Below are 18,995 nucleotides of genomic sequence, written 5' to 3' on the forward strand. Positions count from 1 at the left end.
CGAGGGCCGAAGCGTGAATCTATTTACGCAATGAAATCAGAGTGACCACGATCCCCAGCACTGCGCATATCGCTGCGGCGAGGAAAACAGAAGAGTAGCCCAGAGACGTTGCCAATAGTCCAGTAAGCGGGCCAGTGACGCCGTAAGAGATATCCTGAAATGCGGCATAGCCGCCAAGCGCCGTTCCTCTCACCTGCGGCGGTACGCGTTTCACCACCTCCACACCCAAGGCCGGGAAGATAAGCGAACAGCCGCAGCCGGTCAGCGCCGCTCCCGCCAGGGCTACCCAGGCATTTGGCGCCTGCCAAAGCAGAGCCAGGCCTATTGCCTCAATCAATAGCGAGACAATAGCGACCTTCAAGCCGCCAAAACGATCCGGCATCCAGCCGAACAAAATACGCATCAATACGAAAGCGCCGCCGAATGCGGTCAGCGTAAAACCAGCCATTGCCCAGCCGTGGCTGGCGAAATACAAGGAGACGAACGTGCCAATCACCGCGAAGCCGACGCCCTGTAATCCAAGGCCGATACCGGGGCGCCAGATCATCCCTACAACGCTCCATAGCGACGGGCGCTCACCGCCGTGAGCAGGTATTTTACGTACCGTGCCATTAATCGCCCAGGCGACTAACGGCAGCGCCATGGTGACGCAGGCCAGCACCGCTACGCCATAATGACTGTAGATCAGCAGCCCCAGCGGAGCCCCGGCCGCCAGCGAGCCGTATATCGCCATACCGTTCCATGACATCACTTTTCCTGAACGCGCAGGGCCAACAAGCCCCATCCCCCAGCTCAGATTACCGGTAAGCAGTTGGCTTTCACCAAAGCCGAGGATCAAACGCCCAAGTACCAGCAGGCCAAACTTCGTCAGAACGGATACCGGCAGCAGCGCAGCGCATAGCCAGGCACCGCCTGCCAGCGCGCAGGCCAGCATGCCCTGAAGTACAGAGCGCTTTGCACCATACTGATCCGCCAGGCGACCGGCATAGCCGCGTGTTAACACGGTAGCAAGGAACTGGATACCGACGGCGACACCAACCATGGTGTTACCAAAACCCAGTTCCTGATGAACGAACAGCGGGATCACCGGCAGCGGCAGACCAACTGTCATGTAGGTAAGAAAAACGGCGAAAGTAATCCGAAACAGCGATCCATTCGCTGAAGAGGTGTTTTTTGTTTCAGTCACTGCGGACATGCTTTACTCCAGTTCGCAGAGTAAGGCGAGGTGATAACCACGCCCTCTCCACCTGATTATCAGGGTTAAGGCGCGTTGGATGACGTTAAACGCTTACGCATTATTGGGGAGAATAATGTTTTCGCCCGCAGTGTGCCTGCTCACGCCGGGCCCTGTCAAGAATACAAAAAGGGAGCCGTCAGGCTCCCCTTTTAAAAGCTCGCACGTTATGCGCTGTATTTGCGCATCACCAGCGTGGCGTTAGTCCCGCCAAAGCCGAAGCTGTTGGACATAACCGTCGTCAGCTCACGTTCTGTCGTCTCGGTCACGATGTTCAGACCCGCAGCCTGCTCGTCCATCTCTTCAATATTGATGCTCGGCGCAATAAAGCCATGCTCCAGCATCAGCAGAGAGTAGATAGCTTCCTGCACGCCAGCCGCGCCCAGGGAGTGGCCGGTCATCGCTTTAGTGGCAGAAATAGCCGGGCTGTTATCACCGAAGACTTCGCGGATCGCGCCCAGTTCCTTCACATCGCCAACCGGCGTCGAGGTACCATGGGAGTTCAGGTAGTCAATCGGGGTATCAACGCCGTGCATCGCCATCTTCATGCAGCGCACTGCGCCTTCACCAGATGGAGCAACCATGTCTGCGCCGTCGGACGTTGCGCCGTAACCGACGATTTCTGCATAGATGTGTGCACCGCGTGCCAGAGCGTGTTCCAGCTCCTCAACCACAACCATGCCGCCGCCGCCAGCAATAACAAAACCGTCACGATGGGCATCATAGGTACGGGATGCTTTTTCTGGCGTTTCGTTGTATTTGGTGGACAGTGCGCCCATCGCGTCGAACTCACAGGACATTTCCCAGCACAGCTCTTCGCCGCCGCCAGCAAACACAATGTCTTGTTTACCCAACTGAATTTGTTCAACAGCGTTACCGATGCAGTGCGAAGAAGTCGCACATGCGGAGCTGATGGAGTAGTTTACACCGTGAATTTTGAACGGCGTGGCGAGGCAAGCGGACACCGCAGATGCCATCGCTTTGGTTACCACATAAGGCCCTACGGCTTTCAGACCACGCGGGCTACGCATTGCATCAGCGCCAAAAACCTGAGAACGAGAAGAACCGCCAGAACCGGCAATCAGGCCCACGCGTGGGTTGTTCTGATAAACCTCTTCTTTCAGGCCAGCATCTTCAATCGCCTGCTGCATGGAGAGATAGGAATAGATAGAGGCATCGTTCATGAAACGAACCACTTTACGGTCAATCAAACCGGTTGTGTCCAGTTTGACATTACCCCATACGTGGCTACGCATTCCCGAATCTTTAAACTCTTCAGAGAAAGTGATCCCGGAGCGTCCTTCACGCAGAGATGCCAGGACTTCCTGCTGGTTGTTACCGATGCTGGAAACGATGCCCAAGCCAGTAATCACTGCACGTTTCATTCAATACCTCTGTAAGTCGCACTATTTTAAGTTTCGAGTCGCACAATAGCGTACACTTGTACGCCGAACAAGTCCGATCAGCCAAATTGTGTATAAATTTGCGCCCTCAGGCACACATCGTTAAGATCGTTCTACGCCTTGTGATTCGAGTAACTTACGTGAAACAAAACGCCATACAACCCGCCAACCTGGAATTCAATGCTGAGGGTACACCTGTTTCCCGAGATTTCGACGATGTCTACTTTTCCAATGATAATGGCCTGGAAGAGACTCGCTACGTTTTCCTCGGCGGTAATCAGCTTAACGAACGTTTCCCCATTCATCCGCGCCCATTATTTATCGTTGCTGAAAGTGGGTTCGGCACCGGGCTAAACTTTCTCACGCTATGGCAGGCGTTTGACGTTTTTCACCGCGATAATCCAGAAGCTACCCTGCAAAGATTACATTTCATCAGTTTCGAAAAATTTCCGCTGAAGGCCGACGATCTTTCTCTGGCGCACCAGCACTGGCCGGAGCTTACGCCATGGGCTGAACAGCTACAGGCGCAGTGGCCGCAACCGTTAGCAGGCTGCCATCGTCTGCTACTGGATGACGGACGTGTAACGCTGGATTTGTGGTTTGGCGATATCAATGAACTCACTAACGAGCTTGATGATTCGCTTAATCAGCAGGTGGATGCCTGGTTTCTCGATGGCTTTGCGCCTGCAAAAAACCCGGATATGTGGACGCCAGAACTCTTTTCAGCGATGGCCCGACTGGCAAGACCCGGCGGAACCCTGGCTACCTTCACCTCAGCCGGTTTTGTTCGTCGCGGGCTGCAAGAAGCTGGTTTCAGCATGCAGAAACGCAAAGGTTTTGGCCGCAAACGCGAAATGCTTATCGGCGAAATGAAGCAAACGCTCGACTTCGCCTCGCGCACTCCGTGGTTTGCCCGTAGCGGAACGGAGCAGCGCGATGTGGCGATTATCGGCGGCGGCATCGCCAGTGCCCTGCTCTCTCTGGCGCTGCTGCGTCGTGGCTGGCAGGTGACGTTATATTGCGCCGACAGCGCCCCCGCAGAAGGCGCATCCGGCAATCGTCAGGGGGCTCTTTACCCTCTATTGAGTCAACACGATCCGGCCCTCGCCCGCTTTTTCCCGGCGGCATTTACCTTTGCACGTCGCCTCTACGACACTCTTCCAGTGCAGTTTGACCACGATTGGTGCGGCGTTACGCAGCTAGCCTGGGATGAAAAAAGCGCGCAGAAAATCGCCCAGATGCTTGAACTCAATCTGCCGCCGGAAATCGCCGTTGCCGTTAACGCCCAAACCGTTGCACAAACCTGCGGCGTCGACACCGACTGCGGGGGAATAACCTACCCTGCCGGCGGCTGGCTCTGTCCACAGCAGCTAACTGCCGAACTGTTCGCCCTCGCGGCTACTCGCGGGTTACATGTTCACTACGATTATCCTGTTGAGACTATCAGCGCTGATAATGACGGCTGGCAATTAAATCAGCGGCAGTACCATGAGGTCGCGGTACTGGCTAATGGTTTTCAGGTCACTGACTTCAGTCAGACCATACACCTTCCCATGTATCCAGTTGCTGGTCAGGTCAGCCATATTCCCACCACGCCAGGGCTATCACAGCTACACCAGGTGCTGTGTTATGACGGTTATTTGACCCCGCAAAACCCAGACAATCAACAGCACTGCATTGGTGCCAGCTATCATCGTGGGCAAACGGATACCGCGTTTAGCGCTGTAGATCAGCAGCAAAATCGCCAACGCCTGATTAACTGCTTGCCGCAGATTAAGTGGGTGCAGGAGGTGGATGTCAGCGCCAATAAAGCGCGCAGCGGCGTGCGCTGTGCAACACGCGATCATTTGCCGATGGCAGGCAATGTGCCCGACTATGATCGCACATTAAGCGAATACGCCTCGCTGGCCGAACGCCAGGAACGGGCCATCGAGGCCCCAATTTATCGCAATCTGTATTTGCTTGGCGCGCTCGGTTCGCGCGGATTATGCTCCGCTCCGCTGATGGCCGAAATTCTGGCGGCACAAATGAGCAATGAGCCGTTACCGATGGACAGAGAAACTCTGGCAGCGCTGAATCCGAATCGTTTGTGGGTAAGAAAGTTACTGAAAGGGAAGGCGGTGAAATAGTCGAAGAAACTGGCCCGATAGTGTGAAAACCGGGCCACTAATCAGGCAAAAACGTTATTTCTGCAGCGCCTGCTGATACAAATTATCCCACATGCCCTGCACCAGAATCTGATCGGGTGGCGACAGCTCGCCAGCGCTGATCGCTTTCGTCAGGCTCTGGGTAACCTTATCATTCACCGCTTGCGCAGTATGCTCGTCCTCACCTTCCAGCTCAGCCACCGCCAGCGTCAGATGGCCGCGCAGATAACCGCCGGCAAATAGTTCATCATCACTGGCGTGGTCTACCATACCGTCAATCAACGCCAGAATGCGTGATTCAAACTCCGCGATCATCTTCTTTCCTCATATTATGTAAAGTGTGGCCTTAGTGCAGGTCTTCCGGCCACGGGAATTGCTCAGCCGTCAAAGGCGGCGTTTGATAATATTCTTGTAATGCTTTGATAAAACGCGCCGGACGCTCGGGGATCCCCTGCTCCAGATAGACCATCACCTGAGCATGTACTCGGCGTTGAAAAACGATACGGTCAGGTTCGAAATCGCCTTCCAGGTTGTCGCAACTGACGTTAAACGGATAGCCCGCCGCCACGCAAAACAGCCAGTCAAACGCCTGCGGTTTCACCTCGACGTCTTCAAATTTAGACTGGGTCATCGCATCACGGCCATCAGGGCAGTACCAGTAACCGAAGTCAACCTGCTCGCGACGCGCTTTACCAGCGATGCACCAGTGCGAAATCTCATGTAATCCGCTGGCGTAAAAGCCGTGGGCAAAAACGATGCGGTTATACGGCGCATCGCCATCAGCCGGAAGATAGATCGGCTCGTCATCGCCTTTAATCAGACGGGTATTAAAATCGTCGGCAAAGCAGCCGTCGAAGATTTCAATCAGCTGTTCGTAATTATGCGTACTGTTCATTAGTTCATCCCCAACCAGTGGAGGATCTCCTGTCCATGGCTGTCATAAAGAAGTTTTGCACTCATCACCGCCGACACCACAACAATCATCGGTCGAATTAGTGATTGTCCTTTGCTCAGCACCAGCCGCGAACCGGCGCGGGCACCAATAAATTGTCCTACCATCATTACGAAGCCGGTGGCCCAGATAACTTTACCGCCAATGATAAATAGCAGCAGGCCGCCGACGTTGGAGGTAGCATTAAGCACTTTGGCATGGGCGGTTGATTTAGCGAGATTGAACCCGGCCAGAGTCACAAAAGCCAGCGCATAAAAAGAACCTGCACCCGGGCCAAAAAAGCCATCATAAAAACCCACGCAGCCGCCAGCCACCAGAGCAAACGGCAGACCGTAAAGACGACGCTGACGGTCCTCTTCGCCGAGCTTTGGCATCAACAGAAAATAGAGGCCAATGCCGATAATCAGTATTGGCAGAATCTGCTTGAGAATATCGGACTGGACGTGCTGCACCAGCAGCGCGCCGCCAGTTGAACCAACAAACGTCATCAGAATATTCAGCTTCTGATCGGCGAGATTCACCACCTTGCGGCGGATGAAATAGAGGGATGCGGAAAGCGAGCCGCCGCAAGCCTGCAGTTTGTTGGTCGCCAGCGCCTGCGCAGGGGGGAGACCAGCAGCCATCAATGCCGGTACGGTTAGCAACCCACCGCCACCCGCCAGGGAATCAATAAATCCCGCCAGAATGGCCACGAAAAACAGCACAACCAGTACCGTCGGTGACACCATAAACAGATCGATAAAACTATCCATTAAAGAACATGCTCATCCAGTAGCGCCTGGCAGGAAGGCGGCAATGGAGGCGGCGTCTTCTTCGCAGGAGAGGTTGATCCTGGTTTCGGTGGTTCAAACCAGCTTTGTAATTCCGCGCCGCAACCATCGCCTGCCGGAGGTGGAGCCTGATCTTCACACTCAAGACTCCCCACAGGACAGCGCAGGCGCACATGCATATGCGCTCGATGTTGGAACCATGGTCGAACTTTACGCAACCAGTCGCGATCGTTACCCGCATCCAGGCACAACTGCTGCTTGATCGCCGGGTTAACGAAAATGCGCGTGACTTCGCTATCTTCCGCCGCCATCTTAATCAGATGACTGATTTGCGGACTCCACAGTGACGGCACTACGCGTTTGCCGTCACGCGCAACCAGATCCAGAGCCTGTGGCTTCATGAGCTGCGCTGAACTCCAGCGCGCCTGCGGGAGCTGGAGAAAAATATCCACATCCAGCCCGGACTGATGACTAGCGTGGCCGCCGTTGAATCGACCACCAGCCGGCATACCCATGTCACCAATCAGCACCGTCCCCATTCCTTTGTTGTGCGCCTGATTGCTCAGGCGCTGAATAAACTGAACGAGATCCGGATGGCCGAAATAGCGACGCTGATCGGTGCGCATCACCTGATAGCCGGTGGCGCTCAACGGCAGCGGCTGCGCACCAACGATACAGCCATTAGCAAACGCGCCGATGGATTGCGCACTGCCGCTAATGGGTTGCGATATTTTCTGCCACGGCGTTGCCGCCAGGCTGGTACTGCCGGCAAGAAGTGCCAGCAGTGCGATAACGGTTTTTTTCATCTATTACCAGCGTGGGATTGATGTCGTCACGTCGCCGTTCTGCGCGCGCTGACGCATAAAGTGGTCCATTAATATGATCGCCAGCATCGCTTCGGCGATCGGAACCGCACGAATGCCGACGCAAGGATCGTGACGCCCTTTGGTGATCATCTCGACTTCTTCGCCAAAGCGGTTAATCGTGTGTCCCGGAACGGTAATGCTGGAGGTTGGCTTAAGGGCGATATTCGCCACAATTTGCTGACCGCTGCTGATACCGCCCAGCACGCCGCCGGCATGATTGCTCTGGAAACCCGCTTTGGTAATCTCATCGCGGTTTTCGCTACCGCGAAGTTTCACCACTTCAAAACCATCGCCAATTTCCACACCTTTTACCGCGTTGATGCTCATCAGCGCGTGCGCAATATCCGCATCCAGACGGTCAAATACCGGCTCACCCAGTCCCGGAGGCACGCCATCCGCTACCACGGTCACTTTGGCCCCGATGGAGTCGCCCTCTTTTTTCAGGCCACGCATCAGTTCATCAAGCGCCTCGATTTTATCCGGGTCCGGACAGAAGAACGGGTTTTGCTCAACCTGATCCCAGTCTTTTATCGCTAGTGGAATATCGCCCATCTGGGTCAAACAGCCGCGAATGACAATACCGAATTTAGCGGCGAGAAATTTTTTGGCAATCGCCCCGGCAGCCACGCGCATCGCGGTTTCACGCGCGGAAGAACGACCGCCGCCGCGATAGTCGCGCAGGCCGTATTTCTGCTCGTAGGTGTAATCCGCGTGTCCCGGACGGAACACATCTTTGATAGCGCCGTAGTCCTGGGAACGTTGATCGGTGTTCTCAATCAGCAAACCAATGCTGGTACCAGTGGTCACACCTTCAAAGACGCCGGAAAGAATTTTCACCTGATCCGGTTCACGACGCTGGGTGGTATAACGCGACGTTCCCGGCCGACGACGATCGAGGTCGTGCTGCAGGTCAGCTTCGGTCAGCGGAATACCTGGCGGCACGCCATCAACGATGCAGCCCAGCGCCAGGCCGTGCGACTCACCGAAGGTAGTAACGCGAAAGAGTTGTCCAATTGTGTTTCCTGCCATCACGGCTCCGTTATTGTCGTTATGTTTGCGTGTTTATTGTTTTAGTCTTTATAGATGCTGAAATGCGCGCGGGCGTCAACCAGTTGCGATTTGGTCAGCATAAAGACGCCATCACCGCCGTTGTCAAACTCCAGCCAGGTAAATGGAACGTCAGGATACTGTTCCATCAGATGTACCATGCTGTTGCCGACTTCACAAATCAGGATACCGTCATCGTTAAGATAATCTGGCGCGCAGGCCAGAATACGGCGGGTCAGCTTCAGACCATCGCTACCTGAAGCCAGTCCCAGAACCGGCTCATGGCGATATTCGCCCGGCAGGTCGGACATATCCTCTTCATCCACATAAGGTGGATTAGTCACGATCAGATCGTATTGCACCTTCAACAGATCGCGGAACAGATCGGAGCGAATCGGCGTTACGTTGTGAATTAAATCGTGATCTTCGATGTTTTGCTCGGTAACAGCCAGCGCATCCGGGGAGATATCTACCGCGTCAACTTCCGCTTCCGGGAAGGCATAAGCACAGGCGATAGCGATGCAGCCGCTACCGGTGCACATATCGAGGATGTGCTGCGGTTGATGGTCAATCAGGCCAGCAAACTGATTATTGATAAGCTCGCCAATCGGTGAACGTGGCACCAGCACGCGCTCATCAACGTAAAACTCATGGCCGCAGAACCAGGCTTTATTGGTCAAATAAGCCACCGGAATACGCTCATTAATGCGGCGAATCACGCGCTCAACGATGCGATGTTTTTCACTGGAAGTCAGGCGCGCGGTGCGCATATCTTCCGGAATATCCAGCGGCAAATACAGCGATGGCATCACCAGTTGCACCGCTTCATCCCACGGGTTATCAGTACCGTGTCCGTACCAGATATTTGCAGCGCTAAAGCGGCTTACCGCCCAACGCAACATGTCCTGAATGGTATGAAGCTCATTAACAGCCTCATCAACAAAAATTTTATCCACGCTATCCTCCAGGACACGCTCTGCTATAAATTCGGCGGCTAGTTTGCCACGAAGACGGGGATAAATCAGCATTCTTACGTCAGGCTAAGGGGGAAATATACGTTTTCCTTGCCTGGATGTATGACGAGTCGGGTAAACTAGCGACAAAGAAAAAATGAGACCAGGTAATGAAAAAGAAAACATCGCTAAGTGAGGAGGATCAGGCATTGTTCCGGCAACTGATGACCGGCACGCGTCAGATTAAACAGGACACTATCGTTCACCGCCCGCTGCGCAAAAAAATCTCTGAGGTGCCGCCAAAACGGTTACTTCAGGAACAGGCAGACAACAGCCACTTCTTTTCCGATGAATTTCAGCCGCTGCTAAATACCGAAGGCTCGGTTAAGTATGTCCGTTCGGACGTCAGCCATTTTGAGCTAAAAAAATTGCGGCGAGGTGACTATTCGCCAGAACTGTTCCTTGATCTGCACGGCTTAACCCAACAGCAGGCTAAACAGGAACTGGGCGCGTTGATTGCCGCCTGTCGTCGCGAGCATGTGTTCTGCGCCTGCGTAATGCACGGGCATGGGAAACACATTCTTAAGCAGCAAACGCCGCTATGGCTGGCGCAACATCCGCAGATCATGGCATTTCATCAGGCACCAAAAGAGTACGGCGGTGACGCCGCACTGCTGGTACTGATTGAAGTTGAAGAGTGGCAACCACCGGAGCTTCCGTAGTTCGTCAGCCCCGGAGGAGATTAAATCGCTTTCGCCATCTTCAAATTGCAGGGGCTCATTTGCCAGGTGAATTCACCTTTGCCTTCAGCATCAAGCGTGACGCAGGCAATAGCAGATGTGGTGAACATCGGGGGAGTTTCCCCCGGGCACAGCTCTGAGACGAGGTACCCCACTAAAGGCAGATGCGACACGACCAATGCCGTCGCCACACCTTCATTTGCCAGCGCCTGAAGATAAGCGCTGACCAGACCAACATCGCCGCACGGCGTGAGTTCCGGCATCACGTCGACATCTTTCGGCAGATTCATGCACTCCCCAACAATCTCCAGCGTCTGTTCAGCACGCAGGTAGGGACTCACAAGAACCCGCTCAATATCCACTTTTTGACCTTTCAGCCAGGTTGCCATCTGACGAGACTCATCACAACCGCAGACGGTTAGTGGACGAACCGAGTCACTGGCTGCATCGAGGGCAGCGTCGCCGTGACGCATAATAAAAACTTGCATATTGCACCGCTTTTGTTAACCAGAAGCACCGTAGTCTTACCGACGTAAACAATACGCAGGTGACCCGGTGGCCGGGCATTGTGCCTGATCCATTCAACGAATGAAACGCTGTTTTTTACCTCAATGGCGTAAGTATAGTCAACCATTGCTTACAAAACAGCCAATGGTCAGCATCATTCATTGCCGGATTTACCTTCTTTGACCACAACTTAGGTCGTCCGTTCATCAGTGGGCCAAAAGGTCGCCCCCTGCTCAGCCATGTGTAATAAAGTGTCACATGGTGTAAAACGCGGGCCATACTGTGCGGCCAGGCGCTGCAAAATTGCCGCGACTTCCCCCGCACCCAGCTTGTCTATATAGCGGAACGGGCCACCAAGAAACGGCGGGAAACCAATACCAAACACGGCACCGATGTCACCATCGCGCGCACTGCGGATAATTTGCTCATCGAAGCAGCGTGCTGCCTCATTAAGCATCATCATCACACACCGTTCCGCCACCTGCTGCGCGGACAATTGCTCCCGCGCAGAAGAAACGCCCAGTAAAGAGTAAATCGCAGCGTCGGGCCGTTTTTTGCTTTTACGCCCTTTCGCCTCATAAAGATAGAAACCCCGATTATTTTTTCTACCTTTGCGATCGTCATTCAGAATCGCGTTGATGATGTTTGCAGGCGGGCTAAAACGTTCTCCCCATGCAGCCTCCAGCACCGGGATAATTTTGGTCCCGGTATCGATACCGACTTCATCAAGTAGCTGAATAGGTCCAACCGGAAAACCGAATTTTACCAATGAGTTATCGATATGTTCTATCGGTTCTCCTTCTATCAACAGGCGCATCGCTTCATTAATGTATGGGGCCAGAATACGGTTAACATAAAAGCCCGCTTTGTCAGCCACCACAATGGGTGTTTTCCCCTGCTGCTTCGCCAGTTTTACCACCGTCGCGATAGTTTGCTGACTTGTACTCGCATGCGGAATAACCTCTACCAGCGGCATTTTCTCTACCGGACTGAAGAAGTGCAGGCCGATAAACTGCTGCGGCCTGCTTGCTTGTGCCGCGATCTCACCGATCGGTAATGATGAGGTATTAGAAGCAAAGATCGTCTCAGCGCTACAGTGCTGCTCAACCTCGTTGACCATTTTTTGCTTGAGAGCAAGGTCTTCAAACACCGCTTCGATAACCACATCACGATGCGCGAATCCCTGGTAATCCGTAGAACCCGAGATCAACGCCAGCTGACGATCGCGCTCGCTAGCCCGTAGATAGCGGCGGCGAACCTGTTTGTCGAGCAGATCCCAGCTGTACTTCATGGCGTGGTTGATCCCGCGCGGTTGGATATCCTTAATGCGTACCGGCAATCCTCCTTTACAGGCGGTGACGTAAGCAATTCCCCCTCCCATCAGCCCGCCGCCAAGAATACCTACACTCCGCAACGCGCCGGGTTCAGCATCCGCACCGCGATCTTTCTTAAGGTCGGTACTGGCGAAGAAAATGGCTCGCAACGCTTGCGATTGCGGCGTCATCGCTAGCTCACCAAAGGCTCGCGCTTCTTCGGCATAACCACTACTGCAACCCTGCGCCAGCCCGGTTTCAATCACCTGTAGAATACGTTTGGTCGCTGGATAATTACCCTGCGTTTTTTGATGTGTCTTTTTCGCCACCAGGCGAAATAGCAGACTACGACCTAATGGTCCGGCGAGGATGCGATCGCGTACCGGAACAGTGCGGCTTACCGAGCGTCCTTTCAACGCCAACTCTACTGCGGTTTGCAACAAAATGGCCTGCGGCACCACTTCATCAACCAGTCCCACTTTCAGGGCTTGACGCGGGCGAAGCTGCTTGCCGGTCAGGATCATATCCAGCGCGCTGCTGACGCCGATTAATCTTGGTAAACGCTGGGTACCACCGGAACCTGGCAGCAGGCCCAATTGAACTTCAGGCAAACCAAGTCGGGTTTTATCATCATCGCTGCACACCCGCCCGTGACAAGCCAGCGCCAGCTCAAGGCCGCCACCCAGACATGCGCCGTGGATAGCAGCAATAACCGGAATCGACAACCCGTGGATCTCCGCCATAATCTGCTGCCCTTGACGGGCCAATGTTTCAGCCTCGAGGGCAGAAACGCAGCGGGCAATCATGTTGATATCGGCCCCGGCAATAAAATTATCTGGCTTTGCCGAAATGAACACCGCACCGCGCAGGTCTTTGTTGTCGCGAAGCTGACGGATGATTGCCCGTACTTCGCTGGCAAACTCGGCTTTCAAGGTATTCATTTTTTCGCCAGGAGCATCAATCGTAATCACGGCAATATTGTCCGGGCGAATCTCAAGCGTAAACGCCGACAGGGTGTCCATTATTCGGCCTCCAGAATCATAGCTGCACCTAAACCACCCGCAGCGCAGGCAGTGACCAGACCAAACCCGCCTCCACGACGCCGCAGTTCGTGTAACGTTTGGGTGATCATTCTCGCGCCCGTGGCGGCAAAAGGATGACCATAGGCTATGGATCCGCCGAGCACATTGAACTTGCTCTCATCAACCTCTCCTGTTGCCTGTGAACGCCCAAGCACTACACGAGCAAAGCGGTCGCTCGCCAGACATTGCAAATTAGCCAGCGTCTGCGCGGCAAAGGCTTCGTGCATGTCAATCAGGGTTAAATCAGCCAGCATAAGTCCTGCTCTTTCCAGCGCCAGCGGCGTCGACCATGCCGGTCCCAGCAGCATATCCTGCTGGACAGCAATGGCGCTGAAAGCGTAGCTGCGTAGATAGCCCAGTGGGACAAGCCCCAGCTCTTTAGCCCGGGATTCTGTCATCATAATCACCGCAGCTGCGCCATCGGTTAACGGCGTACTGTTAGCGGCGGTCACGGTCCCGTGTTTGCGATCAAAGGCCGGGCGTAACTTTTGGTAATCAGCAAGCGTTGAATTTTTACGAATATTATTATCCTGAACCAGCGGTTCACGGAAAGGCGGGGTATATGCCGTCATCACTTCTGCTGATAGTTTGCCCTCTTCCCAGGCCTTCGCAGCAAGCTGGTGCGAGCGAAGCGCTAGCTGATCCTGCTGTTCACGGGTAATACCCCACGTTTTCGCCATCTGTTCGGCGGTATCCCCCATCCGCAGGCCGGTGGAATATTCGGCGACCGCTGGCGGCACAGGAAGAAGATCGCGAAAGCGTAGGCGGGAAAAGAGCTTGAGGCGCTGACTCAGGGTACGTGCTTTATTCACGTCAACCAGGACGCGGGCGAGTTTTTTGCTAACACCGATGGGCAACACGGACGAGGAGTCAGCCCCACCCGCGATGCCCGCCCGGATAGTTCCTGCCATCAGGCTTTCTGCGACGTTGGCCACCGCCTGAAAACTGGTCGCACAGGCGCGACTGACGCTGTATGCATCGGTATGTACGCTCATGCCGGTTCCCAGAACAATTTCCCGAGCGATATTTGGCGCTTCCGGCATCTGCACAACCTGGCCAAATACCAGCTGCTCGATTATTTCCACAGGGATATCGCTGCGGGCCAGCATTTCGCCAACCACCAGCTTACCGAGATCAACGGCAGGAATGCCGTGAAACGCCGTCGCCTGTCGGGCAAACGGAGTACGTAAACCGCTGATGATAGCAATGCGATCGCCCTGGCGGGTGACTAGCGGTAATGCCTGACTCATAACACTCCCCTGTTAACCGGTAAAACAAAGTGGTCTGACCTGATAACAGTTTTAACCAATATTTTACATTAAGCCAATCGGGGAACAGAAAAAGTGGGAGCCAAAACACATTGGATAGAAAAGATAACGCCCCTGCGGAAAGGGGCGTTTGGGGAAAGACTAACGCAAGCCGAGCTGGAAAATCAGGGTTTCAGCTTCACAGCAGAATACGAAGTCGATATCCAGCTGTACGCCACCATCGACATCAGTAAAGGTCGGGTTGATTTTGCACGGCTCGGATTCAACGTTACGCACTCTTTCGCTCAATGCGGCGAGCGTTTGCTCTGCTTCGGCACGGTTAGCGAACACGCGGCTGTAAGAGGCGGTGCAATCGGAGTTGTCCATTATGGTGCCAACATCCATACAGCAGCAAACCGGGGTTTCATCAGCACTGCATTTACTCATCGTAGATTTCCTCTGTATATGCACTCAAGGTGCCAGATAAATAATCTGTTTATTTTACGCCCGGCGAATAACCGCCTCCAGCCGTTAATGGTGGCAAATGAGATAAGTGAGCGAAATCACACTTAAAAATGATCCAAAACAAAAATCCCCCATTTCGAACATGAGGTACAACAGCAAATTTGCCAGCTGGATCGCGTTTTTCGTATCACAATTGAAAAAACTTATAAACAAACTTGCAACATATCATCTGGTCAGACCTATACTCAGCGCACTGGTCTGATTTCTCTGTCGTAAAGCAGACCCTACACTTCGCGCTTCTGTTACGGCATGTAACATTGTTTAAATAAAAATAACTCGATGAGGTTATGGGCATGAGCCAGAAAACCCGCTTTACCCAATCTGCCCTTGCAGTGGCTGTAGCAATTGTTTCAACACAGGCCTGGTCAGCAGGCTTTCAGTTAAATGAATTCTCTTCATCCGGCCTTGGTCGCGCCTATTCCGGTGAAGGTGCTATTGCTGATGATGCAGGAAACGCCAGCCGTAACCCGGCGTTAATTATGATGTTTGATCGTCCGGCTTTCTCTGGCGGCGCTATTTTTGTCGATCCTGATGTCAACGTGAGCGGTAGTTCAGTTATCGGTAACGATGCCAGCCAGGACAATATTGCACCAACCGCATGGGTGCCCAACCTGCACTTTGTCGCGCCGATTAATGAGCAGTTCGGTTGGGGTGCCTCCCTCACTTCTAACTATGGTTTAGCCACAGAGTTCAACAACGATTTTGCTGCAGGCTCAATGGGCGGTACTACTGACCTTGAAACCTTAAACCTCAATTTGAGCGGTGCATATCGTCTTAACGATCACTGGAGTTTTGGCCTGGGCTTCGACGCCGTATATGCCCGAGCCAAGCTGGAGCGCTATGCAGGTGATTTACCGGAAATTATTGGTGCGCGGCTACCCGGCATGGTGCAGGAAGGCAAACTCTCCCCGGCGCAGGCAGCCGCGATTGGTCAGCAGGCTGGCGGTATCAGTCGTGATACTCAAATCGCTCGCCTGAAGGGGGATGAATGGGGCTTCGGCTGGAATGCCGGTATTTTATATGAAGTCGATAAAAACAACCGCTACGGCTTTACCTATCGCTCTGAAATCAAAATTGATTTTGACGGTGATTATAAGAGCAGCTTGCCGTCATCACTTAATCCTATCAATTCAGCACTGGGTCTCGGCCTGCCGTACGGCACCGGTGGTTCCACTATTGGCGGTTCGCTGACGTTGAACCTGCCAGAAATGTGGGAAATCTCAGGTTATAACCGCGTGGCGCCGAAATGGGCCGTTCACTACAGCCTGGCTTATACCAGTTGGAGCCAGTTCCAGGAGCTGAAGGCCACCAAAACCAGCGGCGGCGAAACGCTGTTCTATAAAGACGAAGGTTTTAAAGATTCCTATCGTATTGCTCTGGGTACCACCTATTACCATGATGATAACTGGACCTTCCGTACCGGTATCGCCTTTGATGATAGCCCTGTCCCGGCTTCCAATCGTTCTATCTCTATCCCGGATCAGGATCGCCTGTGGCTTAGCGCCGGTACGACTTACGCCTTTAATAAAGATGCCTCAGTCGATGTCGGTGTTTCTTACATGCACGGTCAGCACGTCGAATTTAAAGAAGGCCCATATACCTTCAAGTCCGAAGGCAAAGCCTGGCTGTACGGCGCAAACTTCAACTACCGCTTCTGATTATCTGAAGGGACAAAAAAGGGTGAACATCATGTTCACCCTTTTTATTTCCAGAAATAGATTACTGTGAATCGATATCCTTAAGATCGCCCTCAATCGCCTGCGCGTTCGGGTTCTCATTCGGAGTGAGTTTACCGCCGTTGGCGATAAAGTCATGACGCTGGAAATAGGCTTCACGCATTAAGATGTACGGATCAGAAGACTGACGGAGCAGACCGTCGGAATCCAGCAGCTGTGCACGAGTCTCAACCCCTTCAACCATCCATTTACCGATAGACATCGGCCATGTCAGCCAGGAGAGGACCGGATAGAGTCCGTCCGCCATATCACCGCCTTCGTCACGAATCGTAAAGCTGCCATAGAAAGGCAATTGCACATACGGGCCATAGCCAACGCCATAGTGACCAAGGGTGCTGCCGAAGCGACTCGCTTCAACACGCTGCAGTTTCGGGTTCGCCATTCCAGCCACATCAACCAGACCGCCCATCCCGAGGAGGGTGTTCAGGAAGAAACGCGTAAAGTGCACCATCCCTTTATAGGGATCGCCTTTCAAGAAGGAGTTCACCATAATCGCCGGTTCTTCAAGGTTGCTGGTAAAGTTACTCAACCCATTGCGCGCAGGCTGCGGAACATAATCACGCCACGCTACTGCAACAGGACGAAGAACATAAGGATCAACGACATTGAAGTTGAAGTTGAACATCGTGCGGTTAAAACCTTCAAGCGGATCTGAACGCCCCTGCGGTTGATCGCCAGAACTAGAACTGGCACATCCGACCAGCAATGTGGCGCCAAGCGCAAGCGCCGACAGGCGAAAATTCATAGGTGTCTCCCTGTTAATTTTAGCTATCGCTGGGGGTTATCCGAGGACAGCTGCCTCCATTAAGATATCGCCCATAAGCATGTGCCTGCTTTCAGCATAGCCTTCTTTGGCATAATTGTTGCTCCACGATTCTATACATATTTTGCAATGTCCGTATTGCTAATCTTGTCATTGTGAAGAATTTAGGAGGTTATCCAGACACGGATAGCTGAAACATCTCTACGCTTATAATTAAGGTCAATAGCAGGGGAAAATTCATGAATCCGCAAACTCACCATGAAAGTGAAGAGATCGAAGTAGAAAGTGATGAAAAACAACAAGGTGAGAAAATTGAGATTGATGAAGAGAGATTGCCTTCACAAGCGATGGCGACCCATGAAGAGATTCGTCAGGAAGGGGAGAAAGAACTTGAGCGCGATGCCATGGCGCTGCTGTGGTCAGCCATTGCCGCAGGCCTTTCGATGGGAGCATCGCTGGTAGCGAAGGGCATATTTCATGTACATCTTGGCGAAATCCCCGGCGGTTTTTTGCTCGAAAACCTGGGCTACACTTTTGGTTTTGTTATTGTCATCCTCGCGCGCCAACAGCTATTTACCGAAAACACCGTTACCGCTGTATTGCCCATAATGCATAAGCCCACGCTGAGCAATGTTGGCCTTCTGTTGCGTCTTTGGGGGGTCGTGCTGATAGGTAATTTAATTGGCACCGCGATTGCCGCATGGGCATTTGACATCATGCCGGTTTTTGATAAACCCACGCTTGAGGCCTTCCAGAGCATCAGTTTAAAAGTAATGAGCAACACACCCACGGAGATGTTCGCTAATGCGATTATTTCCGGCTGGCTGGTCGCTACCATGGTGTGGATGTTTCCTGCGGCAGGCTCTGCAAAGATTGTGGTCATTATCCTGATGACCTGGCTCATTGCACTCGCGGATACGACTCATATTGTCGTCGGCAGCGTCGAAATCTTCTATCTGGTGTTCAACGGGACGCTACCGTGGCAAGAATTCATCTGGCCCTTTGCTTTACCGACTCTTGCCGGCAACATTTGCGGCGGGACCTTTATTTTTGCCTTACTTAGCCATGCGCAGATCCGTAACGACATGGCCCACGAGAAAAAAGCCCGAGCTAAAGCAAAAAAAGGGCATTAAGTGGCGACAGTTTGAGCAGTCAGACCATACCTGCTTAACCTGCAAGGAAAAAAACGCTATAATCCACGCGCTTCGTCCCCTTAGTTAAATGGATATAACGAGCCCCTCCTAAGGGCTAGTTGCAGGTTCGATTCCTGCAGGGGACACTTTCCAGCACCTCCCCCTTTCGTTTCAATATATTCACTCGTATCGCCCGATTTACCATTGAACGGTCGCTCGTGCTTATCAAGCAAAGTTAGCATTTTACCCGCCCCTATTACTCCATCTTCACGCCTGACAATGCACCATACTGAAATCCTTGCTGCCTATGACGACTGGATTAAATACACGGAGCAGATAATTAAAACCAAATAAATTCACATAACAAATAATAATTTAAACTTATCATATCAGCGAAGTTTTTTATCATAGACATATTTAACCGCTATAAAATAGCTGGTAGAATGCGCGTCTTAAATAACATTCATGTCAGACTCAATGGGAAACAAGATTAACGTTAGCATTTAATGAATTCGTTAATATGAAGTTAACATCACAAAAGATGAGAAAGGTTCATCAAAACATATTTTAAGTTAAT

17 protein-coding genes and 1 tRNA gene are annotated in these 18,995 nt (G+C 52.8%); 5 read left to right on the plus strand and 13 right to left on the minus strand.

The window, feature by feature from the left end:
- Nucleotides 1-19: 19 nt before the first annotated feature.
- Nucleotides 20-1,195, minus strand: a complete 1,176-nt coding sequence (locus HV127_RS27730) for an MFS transporter (protein WP_182240163.1) — start codon at nucleotides 1,193-1,195, stop codon at nucleotides 20-22.
- Nucleotides 1,196-1,401: 206 nt separating this feature from the next.
- Nucleotides 1,402-2,619 carry a beta-ketoacyl-ACP synthase I gene (fabB, locus tag HV127_RS27735; protein ID WP_110272240.1) on the minus strand — a complete coding sequence of 406 codons (1,218 nt, stop codon included), beginning with the start codon at nucleotides 2,617-2,619 and terminating at the stop codon, nucleotides 1,402-1,404.
- A 158-nt stretch (nucleotides 2,620-2,777) separates the two neighbouring features.
- Here fabB and mnmC point away from each other — a divergent pair, with 158 nt between their 5' ends.
- The gene (gene mnmC, locus HV127_RS27740; RefSeq protein ID WP_182240165.1) at nucleotides 2,778-4,766 is read left to right on the plus strand and encodes a bifunctional tRNA (5-methylaminomethyl-2-thiouridine)(34)-methyltransferase MnmD/FAD-dependent 5-carboxymethylaminomethyl-2-thiouridine(34) oxidoreductase MnmC; all 1,989 of its coding nucleotides are present in this window, start codon (nucleotides 2,778-2,780) and stop codon (nucleotides 4,764-4,766) included.
- Between the two features lie 54 nt (nucleotides 4,767-4,820).
- On the opposite strand, the gene HV127_RS27745 is transcribed toward mnmC, so the two are convergent.
- From HV127_RS27745 to prmB, 6 genes are read right to left on the minus strand one after another with little or no spacing between them, the layout of a single operon-like run.
- Nucleotides 4,821-5,099 (minus strand): YfcL family protein, encoded by a 279-nt coding sequence (locus tag HV127_RS27745; protein ID WP_110272239.1) that lies wholly within the window; start codon nucleotides 5,097-5,099, stop codon nucleotides 4,821-4,823.
- A 31-nt stretch (nucleotides 5,100-5,130) separates the two neighbouring features.
- Nucleotides 5,131-5,679 (minus strand): elongation factor P hydroxylase, encoded by a 549-nt coding sequence (locus HV127_RS27750; RefSeq protein ID WP_182240167.1) that lies wholly within the window; start codon nucleotides 5,677-5,679, stop codon nucleotides 5,131-5,133.
- Entirely contained in the window at nucleotides 5,679-6,488 is an 810-nt protein-coding gene (locus HV127_RS27755) for a sulfite exporter TauE/SafE family protein (protein ID WP_182240169.1), read from the minus strand. The genes HV127_RS27750 and HV127_RS27755 overlap by 1 nt, the downstream gene beginning before the upstream one ends.
- Complete coding sequence (gene mepA, locus HV127_RS27760; RefSeq protein ID WP_182240171.1) at nucleotides 6,488-7,312, minus strand: penicillin-insensitive murein endopeptidase; 825 nt, start codon at nucleotides 7,310-7,312, stop codon at nucleotides 6,488-6,490. The genes HV127_RS27755 and mepA overlap by 1 nt, the downstream gene beginning before the upstream one ends.
- A gap of 3 nt (nucleotides 7,313-7,315) precedes the next feature.
- Complete coding sequence (gene aroC / locus HV127_RS27765; RefSeq protein WP_182240173.1) at nucleotides 7,316-8,401, minus strand: chorismate synthase; 1,086 nt, start codon at nucleotides 8,399-8,401, stop codon at nucleotides 7,316-7,318.
- A 41-nt stretch (nucleotides 8,402-8,442) separates the two neighbouring features.
- Nucleotides 8,443-9,375 (minus strand): 50S ribosomal protein L3 N(5)-glutamine methyltransferase, encoded by a 933-nt coding sequence (gene prmB / locus HV127_RS27770; protein ID WP_182240175.1) that lies wholly within the window; start codon nucleotides 9,373-9,375, stop codon nucleotides 8,443-8,445.
- A gap of 167 nt (nucleotides 9,376-9,542) precedes the next feature.
- On the opposite strand from prmB, the gene smrB reads away from it, so the two are divergent.
- Entirely contained in the window at nucleotides 9,543-10,094 is a 552-nt protein-coding gene (gene smrB / locus HV127_RS27775) for an endonuclease SmrB (RefSeq protein ID WP_112212942.1), read from the plus strand.
- 20 nt (nucleotides 10,095-10,114) lie between these two features.
- Here smrB and sixA read toward each other — a convergent pair whose 3' ends face one another.
- The 4 genes from sixA to HV127_RS27795 all read right to left on the minus strand — a co-directional run bounded on the left by sixA (nucleotide 10,115) and on the right by HV127_RS27795 (nucleotide 14,708).
- Nucleotides 10,115-10,600, minus strand: coding sequence for a phosphohistidine phosphatase SixA (sixA, locus tag HV127_RS27780; protein WP_110272233.1), 486 nt, complete (start codon nucleotides 10,598-10,600; stop codon nucleotides 10,115-10,117).
- A 209-nt stretch (nucleotides 10,601-10,809) separates the two neighbouring features.
- Nucleotides 10,810-12,954 (minus strand): fatty acid oxidation complex subunit alpha FadJ, encoded by a 2,145-nt coding sequence (gene fadJ / locus HV127_RS27785; RefSeq protein ID WP_182240177.1) that lies wholly within the window; start codon nucleotides 12,952-12,954, stop codon nucleotides 10,810-10,812.
- Nucleotides 12,954-14,264 carry an acetyl-CoA C-acyltransferase FadI gene (gene fadI, locus HV127_RS27790; protein WP_182240179.1) on the minus strand — a complete coding sequence of 437 codons (1,311 nt, stop codon included), beginning with the start codon at nucleotides 14,262-14,264 and terminating at the stop codon, nucleotides 12,954-12,956. The genes fadJ and fadI overlap by 1 nt, the downstream gene beginning before the upstream one ends.
- 159 nt (nucleotides 14,265-14,423) lie before the next feature.
- Nucleotides 14,424-14,708, minus strand: a complete 285-nt coding sequence (locus tag HV127_RS27795) for a YfcZ/YiiS family protein (protein WP_182240181.1) — start codon at nucleotides 14,706-14,708, stop codon at nucleotides 14,424-14,426.
- A gap of 371 nt (nucleotides 14,709-15,079) precedes the next feature.
- On the opposite strand from HV127_RS27795, the gene fadL reads away from it, so the two are divergent.
- On the plus strand, nucleotides 15,080-16,444 hold the full coding sequence (gene fadL / locus HV127_RS27800; RefSeq protein ID WP_182240183.1) for a long-chain fatty acid transporter FadL: 1,365 nt from the start codon (nucleotides 15,080-15,082) through the stop codon (nucleotides 16,442-16,444).
- Nucleotides 16,445-16,505: 61 nt separating this feature from the next.
- On the opposite strand, the gene mlaA is transcribed toward fadL, so the two are convergent.
- Nucleotides 16,506-17,267: a phospholipid-binding lipoprotein MlaA gene (gene mlaA, locus HV127_RS27805; RefSeq protein WP_110272228.1), complete on the minus strand. Its 762-nt coding sequence runs from the start codon at nucleotides 17,265-17,267 to the stop codon at nucleotides 16,506-16,508.
- A gap of 257 nt (nucleotides 17,268-17,524) precedes the next feature.
- On the opposite strand from mlaA, the gene HV127_RS27810 reads away from it, so the two are divergent.
- Together HV127_RS27810 and HV127_RS27815 are read left to right on the plus strand one after the other, a co-directional pair.
- Nucleotides 17,525-18,418, plus strand: a complete 894-nt coding sequence (locus tag HV127_RS27810) for a formate/nitrite transporter family protein (protein ID WP_182240185.1) — start codon at nucleotides 17,525-17,527, stop codon at nucleotides 18,416-18,418.
- A gap of 74 nt (nucleotides 18,419-18,492) precedes the next feature.
- Nucleotides 18,493-18,564: transfer RNA gene (locus HV127_RS27815), tRNA-Arg, on the plus strand.
- Nucleotides 18,565-18,995: the final 431 nt, after the last annotated feature.

This window comes from Klebsiella sp. RHBSTW-00215, from assembly GCF_014103785.1.
Lineage (GTDB): Bacteria > Pseudomonadota > Gammaproteobacteria > Enterobacterales > Enterobacteriaceae > Klebsiella.

What these genes read in the sequence shown, in the direction of transcription:
- fadL (WP_182240183.1), top strand. Translation starts at nt 15,080, where the DNA reads ATGAGCCAGAAAACCCGCTTTACCCAATCTGCCCTTGCAGTGGCTGTA.
- fabB (WP_110272240.1), bottom strand. Translation starts at nt 2,619, where the DNA reads ATGAAACGTGCAGTGATTACTGGCTTGGGCATCGTTTCCAGCATCGGT.
- HV127_RS27745 (WP_110272239.1), bottom strand. Translation starts at nt 5,099, where the DNA reads ATGATCGCGGAGTTTGAATCACGCATTCTGGCGTTGATTGACGGTATG.
- HV127_RS27755 (WP_182240169.1), bottom strand. Translation starts at nt 6,488, where the DNA reads ATGGATAGTTTTATCGATCTGTTTATGGTGTCACCGACGGTACTGGTT.
- HV127_RS27795 (WP_182240181.1), bottom strand. Translation starts at nt 14,708, where the DNA reads ATGAGTAAATGCAGTGCTGATGAAACCCCGGTTTGCTGCTGTATGGAT.
- fadI (WP_182240179.1), bottom strand. Translation starts at nt 14,264, where the DNA reads ATGAGTCAGGCATTACCGCTAGTCACCCGCCAGGGCGATCGCATTGCT.
- HV127_RS27750 (WP_182240167.1), bottom strand. Translation starts at nt 5,679, where the DNA reads ATGAACAGTACGCATAATTACGAACAGCTGATTGAAATCTTCGACGGC.
- sixA (WP_110272233.1), bottom strand. Translation starts at nt 10,600, where the DNA reads ATGCAAGTTTTTATTATGCGTCACGGCGACGCTGCCCTCGATGCAGCC.
- fadJ (WP_182240177.1), bottom strand. Translation starts at nt 12,954, where the DNA reads ATGGACACCCTGTCGGCGTTTACGCTTGAGATTCGCCCGGACAATATT.
- HV127_RS27810 (WP_182240185.1), top strand. Translation starts at nt 17,525, where the DNA reads ATGAATCCGCAAACTCACCATGAAAGTGAAGAGATCGAAGTAGAAAGT.
- HV127_RS27730 (WP_182240163.1), bottom strand. Translation starts at nt 1,195, where the DNA reads ATGTCCGCAGTGACTGAAACAAAAAACACCTCTTCAGCGAATGGATCG.
- smrB (WP_112212942.1), top strand. Translation starts at nt 9,543, where the DNA reads ATGAAAAAGAAAACATCGCTAAGTGAGGAGGATCAGGCATTGTTCCGG.
- mlaA (WP_110272228.1), bottom strand. Translation starts at nt 17,267, where the DNA reads ATGAATTTTCGCCTGTCGGCGCTTGCGCTTGGCGCCACATTGCTGGTC.
- aroC (WP_182240173.1), bottom strand. Translation starts at nt 8,401, where the DNA reads ATGGCAGGAAACACAATTGGACAACTCTTTCGCGTTACTACCTTCGGT.
- mepA (WP_182240171.1), bottom strand. Translation starts at nt 7,312, where the DNA reads ATGAAAAAAACCGTTATCGCACTGCTGGCACTTCTTGCCGGCAGTACC.